General features: G+C 60.5%; 8 protein-coding genes. All 8 read right to left on the reverse strand.

What is annotated here, in order from left to right:
* Positions 1–67: 67 nt before the first annotated feature.
* The 8 genes from ACIF4X_RS17570 to glnE all read right to left on the reverse strand — a co-directional run bounded on the left by ACIF4X_RS17570 (position 68) and on the right by glnE (position 10252).
* On the reverse strand, positions 68–1519 hold the full coding sequence (locus ACIF4X_RS17570; RefSeq protein ID WP_397483114.1) for a lipopolysaccharide kinase InaA family protein: 1452 nt from the start codon (positions 1517–1519) through the stop codon (positions 68–70).
* The gene (locus tag ACIF4X_RS17575) at positions 1519–2271 is read right to left on the reverse strand and encodes a lipopolysaccharide kinase InaA family protein (RefSeq protein WP_397483115.1); all 753 of its coding nucleotides are present in this window, start codon (positions 2269–2271) and stop codon (positions 1519–1521) included. The genes ACIF4X_RS17570 and ACIF4X_RS17575 overlap by 1 nt, the downstream gene beginning before the upstream one ends.
* Entirely contained in the window at positions 2268–3002 is a 735-nt protein-coding gene (locus ACIF4X_RS17580) for a lipopolysaccharide kinase InaA family protein (protein WP_397483116.1), read from the reverse strand. The genes ACIF4X_RS17575 and ACIF4X_RS17580 overlap by 4 nt, the downstream gene beginning before the upstream one ends.
* Positions 3002–3808: a lipopolysaccharide core heptose(I) kinase RfaP gene (gene rfaP / locus ACIF4X_RS17585; RefSeq protein WP_397483117.1), complete on the reverse strand. Its 807-nt coding sequence runs from the start codon at positions 3806–3808 to the stop codon at positions 3002–3004. The genes ACIF4X_RS17580 and rfaP overlap by 1 nt, the downstream gene beginning before the upstream one ends.
* Complete coding sequence (locus ACIF4X_RS17590; protein ID WP_397483118.1) at positions 3808–4929, reverse strand: glycosyltransferase family 4 protein; 1122 nt, start codon at positions 4927–4929, stop codon at positions 3808–3810. Before ACIF4X_RS17590 ends, rfaP begins: the two co-directional genes overlap by 1 nt.
* Positions 4929–5990: a lipopolysaccharide heptosyltransferase RfaC gene (gene rfaC / locus ACIF4X_RS17595; protein ID WP_397483119.1), complete on the reverse strand. Its 1062-nt coding sequence runs from the start codon at positions 5988–5990 to the stop codon at positions 4929–4931. The genes ACIF4X_RS17590 and rfaC overlap by 1 nt, the downstream gene beginning before the upstream one ends.
* 1 nt (position 5991) lies before the next feature.
* Positions 5992–7026 (reverse strand): lipopolysaccharide heptosyltransferase II, encoded by a 1035-nt coding sequence (gene waaF / locus ACIF4X_RS17600; RefSeq protein ID WP_397483120.1) that lies wholly within the window; start codon positions 7024–7026, stop codon positions 5992–5994.
* Between the two features lie 286 nt (positions 7027–7312).
* The gene (gene glnE, locus ACIF4X_RS17605) at positions 7313–10252 is read right to left on the reverse strand and encodes a bifunctional [glutamate--ammonia ligase]-adenylyl-L-tyrosine phosphorylase/[glutamate--ammonia-ligase] adenylyltransferase (RefSeq protein WP_397483121.1); all 2940 of its coding nucleotides are present in this window, start codon (positions 10250–10252) and stop codon (positions 7313–7315) included.
* Between the last annotated feature and the right edge of the window lie 431 nt (positions 10253–10683).

Below are 10683 nucleotides of genomic sequence, written 5' to 3' on the forward strand. Positions count from 1 at the left end.
CATGGCATCTGGAGAGGCTGTAGGACAAGTCGCTAAATCTTGTCCTCTACTGCTGTAGTGGTTCGACTCAAGTCGCGCTGGAAATTTCTTTCGGCAAACGCTGATCAATAACCTGATAGAGCGCGCTGCTTTGCGGCCAGTTGCGCATGAATCGCGCACGGTCACGGGCATAGGCCGGCGCGAAACTGCCGGCGGATCCATGCTGACACATCGAATCCAGATCGATCAGCGCCCAGCGATCCTGCTGCCAGAACAGGTTGTGCCCTTTGAAATCGCCATGGCTGATGCGCTCGTCAATCAATCTCGCGAACAACTGATCCAGCGCCTGCAGCTCCGCTTCCGGTGCCAGGCCATTTTCAACATACGGCGCAAAGCGCTCGATGATGTCCGGCCCGGGCAGGAACTCGGTCACCAGATACGCACGACTGCGCAGCCACAAAAAGCGCTTCTCCAGTACCGCCAGCGGCTTGGGTGTAGCGATACCGAGGAACGCCAGGCGATTGCCTTCGCGCCACGAATGCCAGGCCCGACTCGGGCGCCAGAAACGCTTGAGCCAATGCGCAAGCCCCTTGATGTTGTAGCGTTTGATCACTAGCGTGCGCGAACCCACCTGAACCTTGCCGACGCTCGCCGCACCACCGGTCTTGTACAGGTGGCCCTGATCAAGCAGCGCATCGGCCTGATCCAGCACCGGCACCATGGCCGACTCTTCTTCGCGGCGGATCGCGCGCAGACCGAACGCTCCACGCCGCACACTGAACAACGTGCACTCGCGACCGACCTTGATCAGAAAATCTTTCAATCGCCAGCGACGCACTTTGTCGATCTGCTTTTGCAAGGCTTCCAGCGGCAATGCGTGCTCACTGTTGCTCAACAAGTAATACACCAGCAGCTCTTCGGTGAAGGGCTCCAGCGCCTTGGGCAACTGAGCGAAAAATACGCCGAGGTTTTCCAGGACTTTTTGTCGCGACAGCGGCTGACCGGCGGTTTCTGCGCAAATGCCCGCACCATCAATCAAGTACAACTGACCGCCGTGACGCAGCAGATTGTCCAGGTGCAGGTCCTCCTGCCAGAGGCCTTTGCCGTGCAATTGGCCAATGGCGCCCAGCGCCTCGGCCAATACCGCCGACTGTTCATCAGCGAGCAACGGCAGCGACTCGACCTTTGCCCAGGCATCGCCAAGGCTTTCGGCACCTTCAAGGAAATCGAACAGCAGCCAGCCACCTTCGTCACTTTTCAAACCATCGGCCAGCAGCAAGGGGGTCGTCATGCCTTGCGCGGCTAACAAGCGCACCCCTTCCAGTTCACGCTGAAAATGCCGGGCGGCCTTGCCGCCGACCAGCAATTTGGCCAGCACCGGACGACCACGCCAGACACCGGCGCCGACGTAGCGCTGCCCTGGCAAAACCCGCAGCAAACTCAGCAATTGCAGATCCGCACTCCCGGCAGCATCGGCCAGCGTCACGGTCAGCGGCAGTGGCGGGGTTCGCCCGACACCGGCGAGCTCGGACAATTGCATCAGCGCGTCTCCTTGTGACTGCGGCGCGCGGTCAGCCGGGCGAGCCAGCTATCGAGCAGCGAACTATCGGTCGACTGATCGAGATAAGCCGCGAGCAATTCACGCAGTTGTGCCTCGTTCCATTCCGGCGCGCGGCGTTGCAGCGGTTCCAGATCCTTGATCCGGTCGCGCATGCCGAACAACAGAGGACGGGTTTTTTCCAGGTCGATCAATTGCGCCTGATACCCGTCACCAGTGGCTCGCAGAAAAATATGCTTGGGATAAAAGCAGCCGTGCACCTGGCGCACACCGTGCAGATGCCGCGCGAGCAGTCCGCAGGCCTTGAGGATGGCCGAATGCTGCGCGGCACTGAGCTGCGCCCAACGTTGCAACAGCGACTCCAGATCGCTCCAGCCATCGAGTGCCCGGGTCAGCAGGATCGCGCGAACCTCGCCGTCGACCTTGCGCTGACCGAAGAACGCTGCTTGCAGCGCCGGTATGCCGAGTTTGCGATAGCGGCTGATGTTACGAAATTCACGGGCAAAACTCGGTTCGCCGAAAGGCGCATGCAAGGTGCGCGTCAGGTAGTTGCTCTGACGTTTGAGGTAATAGCCCTGCCCCTCCAGGTCCAGACGAAAGACGCTACTCCAGCCACCACGGGCGGTATTGGGTTCGTCCACAGCTTCAAGCTGTTTGGTCCACAGTGCGTCGAAAGTGCCGAGACCATGGCGCTCAAGCAGTGCGCGGTCTTCAGCGGCGAGAAAATCAGTCATTCGCGTCCCTCGAAAAATCTCACCACGTGCCGAATCCGTTTCTTGTCGGCGCTATCAAGCCGATCGCACTGGCGGTATTGCTTATAGAAGCGCAGGCGTTGGGTATTGGACAGGTGGTATTTGGCGAGCTTATCGAGACAGGCCAGATCCTTTGTGATCCGATACTTGAGCCAGAAGCCGCGCCAGAACTCGCCGTTAGGGCAATCGATCAGAAATATGCGGGCCTGATCATCGATCAACAGGTTGCGCCATTTCAAATCGTTATGGGTAAATCGGTGATCATGCATCGTCCGGGTATAACCGGCCAATTGCTGACTGACGCCATCGACCCAGGCGCGATCCTTGAGTTTCGGATCCTTGCGCTCGGCGAGCGCCGAAAGGTCTTCGGTGTTGGGCAATTCCCGAGTGATCATGGCGCCACGATCATACGCTGCGCCACGTCGCTCCAGACCCCAGGCCACCACCTCTGCGGTGGGAATGCCCCACTTGGCGAAGCGCTTGAGGTTCTGCCATTCCATCTTCACCCGCGGCTTGCCAAGGTAACGGCGCAAGCCTTTTCCAGCACCGACGTAGCGTTTGACGTAATAGTTGACGCCATTGCGCTGCACACGAATCACTTCCGACAGCGGGTCACGGGTCAGGCGTTCACCCTGCAACGCAAAGACAGCTTCGAGGCTGCCAAAATCGTCGGCGAGTTCGCTGTATTGCGGCTCGAGAGTCCAACCCGCCATCAGAGCGCATCCCCGTAACGCTGTTTACGCGCATAGAGCTTGCTGGCCTTGCCTTCGAGCCAGCTCAGCAGCGGCGCTTCTTGCGCCAGGACCTGGCGCAGCGGTTGCTGGAAATAGCCCTTGAGGAAGCGCAGCTTGTCGCGGCGGGTCAGGCCGATGTCCAGCGCGGAAAAGTACAGCGCGGCCAGATCCTTGTTGCGCCAGCGCTGCGTGATTTTCGCGCGGGTCTGAGCACGGTGCAGGTCGATCACCGAGAGTTTGAAATCGTCTGCCGTCACCGGTTTATCGGTGTGCAGCAGAAAGTGGCAAATGTAGCAGTCGCGGTGATTGACGCCGGCACGGTGCATCATGCCGGTCATCCGCGCGACCTCGTCGATCAGCGCACGCTTGAGTTTTGGCGCCGGCGGCTGCTTGACCCAGTCGATGCTGAAGTCTTCCAGGCTGACGGTCGGCGCCAGTTCTTCAGTGACGATGAACGAATGCTGATCCGCCGGGTTGCTGCCCTTTTCGCCGTACGCGACGGCGGTCATGGTCGGCACGCCGACTTCCTGCAAACGCTGGATAGCCTTCCACTCCTGACCCGCGCCGAGTACCGGCAACTTGGCAGTCAGCAGATTTTTGAAGATTTCGCCCCAGCCGATGCCACGGTGGATCTTCACAAAAAATCCGTTGCCGTCGACTTCCGTGCGCAGTGTCCGGCGTGCTTCCAGCTCGCGGTATACCTCGCCCTGCAAGCCTTCGACCTCGGCGAACGGGTCGCGTCCGGCCCAAAGGCTTTTGAACGGTTCAGCCAGCATCAACTTCATTAAGCGTGCTCCGCCAGAATCACATCGGCCGCGTGCTGCGGCATGCTGTAGAGGTCGGCCGTCTCGGCGAAGGCCAGACCATTGCGGCTCCAGGCCGCCCGTGCAGCGTCGTCATTCAACATTTCAGTCAGGTACTGCGTCAGTTGCGCTTGATCGAATGGCTCGTCCAGCACGCGCCCGGCATCCGCCTCGGCGATGTAATGGGCGTAACCGCAGACCGCGCTGACCAGCACCGGCAATCCGGCGACCAGCGCTTCGAGCAACACCGTACCGGTGTTTTCGTTGTACGCCGGATGGATCAACAGGTCGGCGCCGAGCAGGAAACGCGGGATATCGCTGCGCCCCTTGAGGAACGTGACGTTATCGCCCAGACCCAAAGTCGCGCTCTGCATCTGGAACAACTTGGGGTCATCCTGGCCAATTACAAACAACCGGGTGCGCTTCTTCAGCTCGGCGGGCAAAGCCGCCAGTGATTTCAGGCTGCGATCGACGCCCTTGGTTTTGAAGCCCGAACCGATCTGCACCAGCAGCAGCTCGTCATCTTTAAGATTAAATTCAGCGCGGAAACCGGCGCGGATTTCGTCAGCATTTGCCGGACGGCGGCGATCCTGGGCGATGCCCGGCGGCAGCAGGTGGAAACGCTCAAGTGGCGTGTCGTAATGCTTGATGAACAGCGGCTGCTGCACTTCGGAAATCATCAACACTTCGGTCTTCGCGTCTTTGGCGAACACCGCGCGCTCGTACTCGGCGAAGTGGCGATAACGGCCCCAGCGGCGGTACAGCGAATGGCGCAGGTTCTGCGCCTTGTCTTCGAAGCAGCCGTCGGCGGCGTAATAAACGTCCAGACCCGGCATCTTGTTGAAACCGATCAGGCGGTCGACCGGGCGCTTGGCCAGGTCCGCCTCCATCCACGCGCTGAGCTTTTCGTTGCGACGGTGATTGAAGAACGCCTTGACCGGCGCCACCAGCACCTCGAAGCCGGGCGGCACGTCGCCTTCCCAGATCAGCGTGTAGACGCGAATCTGGTGACCGCGCTTCTGGCACTCGAGGGCGATGCGCATGAAGTCGCGCTGCAAGCCACCGAACGGGAAATATTTGTACAGGACGAATGCCAATTGCATCAGCGCAGCTCCTCAGCCATTAACAACGTGCTCAGTCGGCTGGCGACACGCTCTGGGTTCAGTCGCGTGAAGCACAGAGGCTGTTCACGCTTCAGGTCAAACTGACGGGCATCCTGCGCGGTCGGTTGATAGGTACATTTCTTTTGCAGGCACGGCGCGCACGGGAAGTCGCTGGCCAGGTGAATCTGCAATTGGCCGTAGGCGCCGGTCAGGCCCGGGTTGGTCGGGCCGAACAGCGAGATGGTCGGCACATCCAGCGCAGCGGCCAAATGGCCGAGACCGGTGTCCACCGCGACACAGGCTTGGGCTCCGGCGAGGACTTTGCCAACACCGGCCAGATTGAGTTTCGGCAGCACTTCGGCGTGTTTGAAACCGGCGGCAATGCGCTCGGCGCGGGCCTTTTCCTGTGGGTTGCCCCACGGCAGTTTCACACTGACACCGAGGTAACCGACGCGCTCGGTCAGTTCGCGCCAGTAGGCTTCCGGCCAGTGTTTGGTGTCCCACGTGGTGCCATGCAGGAACACCACAAAGGCGTTTTTGCGCGGCAATTCGACCAGACGTTCGACGTTGAGGCCGTAATCGCCGAGGCCTTTGGGCAGGTCGTAACCGAGAGCGATGGCGAACAACTGCCGCACCCGCTCGACGGCGTGCTGACCACGGGCCACAGCCAGTTTGCGATCATAGAAACGCGAAGCCATCGGCTCACGGGCCGAACCTTTGTCGAGGCCGGCCACCGGCGCTTTGACGTAACGGGTCAGCCAGGCGCTTTTCAGCAGCCCCTGAGCATCGATCACCAAGTCGTATTTGTTGGCGCGCACGCTTTGTTTGAAGCGTTTCCACTCGCCGCTGGTGATGGTTTTCCAAAGATTTTTGCGCCAGCGACGGATCGCCACCGGAATCACTTTGTCGACGGCGGGGTGCCAGGTCGGGATTTCGGCGAAGCCTTCTTCCACGACCCAGTCGAATTTGATTCCGGGAATGGCCCGGGCGGCGTCGGTCAGCGCCGGCAACGCATGAATCACGTCGCCCAGCGAAGAAGTCTTGATCAGCAATACCCGCAACTTAATGAACCTCGACCACAGAGCCCTGCAACTTCTGCAAGGCATCGTTGACCGCATCCGGCATCAGCTGGCGCAGGCAGTTGTAATGGCCGAAACGGCAGGTACGGTCGAAACACGGGCTGCAATCGAGGCCCAGACGGACCACTTCGACGTGCTCGGCCAGCGGCGGGGTGAAGCCCGGCGAAGTCGAGCCGTAGACCGCCACCAATGGACGATTCAGCGCAGCGGCAACGTGCATCAGGCCGGAGTCGTTGGAAACCACCGAGTCGGCGCAGGACATCAGGTCGATGGCCTCGGCCAGCGAGGTGCCACCACTGAGATTGACCGATTCTTCACGCAGGCCCGGGATCAAACGTGCGCGAATGTCTTCGCCGACCGCGTGATCGTTTTTCGAACCGAACAGCCACACCTGCCAGCCTTCGCGAATGCGCGCTTCGGCGACCTTGGCGTAGTGCTCGGACGGCCAGCGCTTGGACTCGCCGAACTCGGCACCGGGGCACAGGGCCAACACCGGGCGATCAAGGGCCAGGCCGAACTTGGCAAGCGCCGCTTCGCGGGTGACCGGATCGATTTGCAGGCTTGGACGTGGATAGGGTTTCGGCAGCTCGGCGTTCGGCTCATAAGCCAAAGCCATGAACCGCTCGATCATCAGCGGATAGCGTTCTTTATCGAGGGTGCGCACGTCGTTGAGCAGGCCGTAGCGGAACTCGCCGCGCCAGCCGGTGCGTTTCGGGATGCCGGCAAAGAACGGCACCAGCGCCGATTTCAGCGAGTTGGGCAGCAGGATCGCCTGATCGTACTGGCCGCGCAGGGATTTGCCGATGCGCCGACGCGTCGCCAATTCCAGCGCGCCGTGGCCGAGCGGGAAGCTCAAGGCCTTGCGCACTTCGGGCATGCGCTCAAGGATCGGCCGGCTCCACTCAGGGGCCAGCACGTCGATTTCGCATTGCGGGTGGCGTTGTTTGAGACACTGAAACAGTGTCTGCGCCATCACCATGTCACCGACCCAACTGGGCCCAACGATCAAAATATTCATGTGGTTTCCGTAAACGAACCGGGGAGGCATTTACGCCTCCCCGCCTCGAGAATTCTACAAACACTGTAGATCTACTGTGGGAGCGGGTTTGCTCGCGAATAGGGTCTTCACATCCAACATTATTGTCGTCTGATACTCCGCTATCGCTGGCAAGCCAGCTCCCACAGGGTTTTGCATCCGCTCCAACATCTGCATTTCACCGCAGATCACTGTGGGAGCGGGCTTGCCCGCGATGAGGCCATCAGACTCACCACTAACGGTGCTGGCTCCCACATTTGAAGGTGTTTCAGCTTAGCCCCAACTCTTTCCAGATCCGCAAAACCTGCCGGCGTTCATCGGCAAACTGGTCACCGGCAATCACCCCGGCGTCCTTCTGCAAGGCCTGCCGGTGGGCGGCGGAGCGGTAGGCTTTATAGGCCTCGCGCAACAGGCTGGCGTCTTCGGCAGGCATCAGCCCTTCGTGCTCCAGCTCTTCCAGAATGCGGATGTTATCGGTCCAGCGCAGCAACGGCGGGTGGCTGTGCGACCACGCCAGGGCCGCGTATTGCACCATAAATTCAATATCGACGATACCACCGGCGTCCTGCTTGAGGTCGAACGGCGCCGTGGCGTCGAAAGCATTTGCCGCCGTCCCGGCTGCGGTGCTCTTGGTGCCGAGGTTGTCGCGCATCTTCGCGCGCATCTCGCTGACTTCCTGTTGCAACTTCGCCAGATCACGCGCCTTGCCCAGCACCTGCGCGCGAACCTTCTCGAACGCCTGCCCGACATCCTGACTGCCGACCAGCACTCGCGCGCGCACCAAGGCCTGATGTTCCCACGTCCAGGCTTCATTTTCCTGATAGCGGGCGAATGCACCGAGCGAGCTGACCAACAGCCCCGAGGCACCGGACGGCCGCAGACGCATGTCCACTTCGTAGAGCTGACCGGAGTTGGTCTGCGCCGTCAGCAAGTGAATGATCCGCTGCCCCAGGCGCGTGAAAAACTGCGCGCCATCAATCGACTTCAGCCCGTCGGTTTCCGCCTGCGGATCGCCGTCGTGGATAAATACAAGGTCCAGGTCCGAACCATGCCCCAATTCCAGACCGCCGACTTTGCCGTAACCGACAATGATGAAGCCGGGATCGCACAACGTGCCGTCGGTGCGCAGCGGGGTGCCGTACTTGGCCACGGTCTGGCGCCAGGCCAGGGCCAGCACTTGCTCGAGAATCGCCTCGGCCAGCCAGGTCAGGTAATCGCTGACTTTCATCAGCGGCAGGCTGCCGGCAATTTCCGACGCCGCGACGCGCAAGCGGTGCGCCAGTTTGAAATGGCGCAGGGCCTCCATTTGTTGTTCAAGGTCATCTTCGGGAATCCGCGTCAGCCGCTCGCGCAACTCGGCGGCCAGTTCCGGCGCCAATGGCGGCTTGAACAAACGACCTTCGTTAAGCAATTCATCCAGCAGCAGCGGGAAACGCGTGATCTGCTCAGCGATCCACGGGCTCGCTGCACACAGCGTCAGCAAGCGCCGCAGGGCGCTGGGGTTTTCCGTCAGCAAGACCAGATACGCCGAACGCCGGGCAACAGCCTCCACCAACGGCAACACCCGTTCAAGCACCAGGTCCGGGTTGGCGTGTTCCACTGCCTGCGCGAGCAAACGCGGAATAAAGGCATCGAGACGCTCCCGCCCCAACCGCTGCATCGCCCGTAATTGCGGGCTGCTGCGCAATCCGGCCAGCGCTTTCAGGGCTTTGCTCGCATCAGTAAAACCACCCTCTTCCAACTGACGGCACGCAGCCTCTTCGTCCTGCGCCTCTTCCCACAGCGGCAGCCATTCACCACCGACCACCATTTCGCTTTCGGCGCCTTCTTCCTCGTCGGGATCGGCGATCACCTGAGCGAAGTGCCAGGCCACGCGGCCACGCCAGAACATCAGTTTCTCGTGGAATGCATCCCAATCGGCAAAACCGAGCATGAAGGCGATGCGCGCCTGATCCTGCGCACCGTCCGGCAGCATCTGCGTTTGACGGTCGGCAATCGCCTGAATCGCGTGCTCGGTGTAACGCAGAAATTCGTAACCCTCGCGCAACTCGCTGATCACCGCCGGCGGCAGATAACCTTGCCCTTCCAGCGTGCTCAACACCTTTAATAGAGGGCGCTGCTGCAGGCTCAAGTCGCGGCCACCGTGGATCAACTGAAAGGCCTGAGCAATAAACTCGACCTCACGGATGCCACCGGAGCCCAACTTGATGTTGTCGGCCATGCCCTTGCGCCGCACCTCCTGCTGGATCAACTGCTTCATGGTGCGCAGGGCTTCGATAGCCGAGAAATCCAGATAACGCCGATAAACGAACGGCCGCAGCATATCGAGCAACTGCGCACCCGCCACCTGATCGCCGGCCACCACCCGCGCCTTGATCATCGCGTAGCGTTCCCAGTCACGCCCCTGGTCCTGGTAATACTGCTCCAGCGCGTTAAAGCTCAGCACCAGCGCGCCGGACGAACCGTACGGGCGCAGGCGCATGTCGACACGGAATACAAAGCCGTCGACAGTCATCGGATCGAGCGCCTTGATCAGGCGCTGGCCGAGGCGAATGAAGAATTCCTGATTATCCAGCGAGCGCTTCACGCCCACCGTTTCGCCGCCCTCGGGGTAAGCGAAAATCAAATCGATGTCCGAAGACAGGTTCAACTCGACAGCGCCGAGCTTGCCCATGCCGAGGATGACCATTTGTTGAGGCTCACCGCTGCGCCGACCGGTCGGTGTGCCGAATTGTGTGCAATGGCGGCTGTACAGCCATTGGTAAGCCTGATCGATGGTGGCGTCGGCCATGTCCGAGAGGTCACGGCAGGTTTGCACCAGGTCGGCCTGGCGGGTCAGGTCGCGCCAGATAATCCGCACCTGATGGCGCGCGCGCTGACGGCGCAAGGCGCGACCGAGTTCATCTTCGGTTTGCGCGGCATTCACGGCGGCGGCAATCTGCGCACAGAGTTCGCCCGGCGCGAAGGCCCGGTCGAGTTCGCCGGACTGCACCAGCGCAAGCAACATCAAAGGGTCACGAACGCTCTGTTCAATGACAAACTCGCTGGCGGCGGTGACGCGGGCGAACTGCGCCCAGCGCTCTGGCGCCCAGTTCGCAAAGCCGTGATCGTCTTCCAGCCCGGCGACGGCCGTACGGAACGACTGCTCGGATCGAGTGACCAACGGCAGGAGAATGGCGGGCAGTTCGGCAAGCACGGGCAGGGTCATGGTCTATCCTTGATCGGCGTGTAAATGGCCGCTTGTAGTGATTGGTGAAAAGCCGCTACCCGGAGGACTGTCGAACAAAAGTTAGAAATAGCTGAAATTTCTTTCTCTTTGGCAGAGAACATCAAAGTTTCACCTTTTTCGGATGGTAAAAGACCAACCTTAACGATTATTCTCACAACGCAGCCGGAGGCCACAAGCCATTCTTCTGTAGTTTTACTACTCGTCTATACATTCGAAAGGCTGAAATGCCGGAAGATTTGTAGTAAAACTACACGCCGCCGGAACAACCTATCGGCAATCCAAGAATTTTAAATCGTCTGCCCACAAGGCCAGTCGCAAACTCAGCGCAACTTCACCGCCGTCCCCGTCACAAACACCACAACCATCCCGCCCTTGCCGCCGGGCATGCTGATCTCGAAATCCACCCCGAC

The organism is Pseudomonas sp. NPDC085632 (assembly GCF_044541255.1).
Taxonomy (GTDB): domain Bacteria; phylum Pseudomonadota; class Gammaproteobacteria; order Pseudomonadales; family Pseudomonadaceae; genus Aquipseudomonas.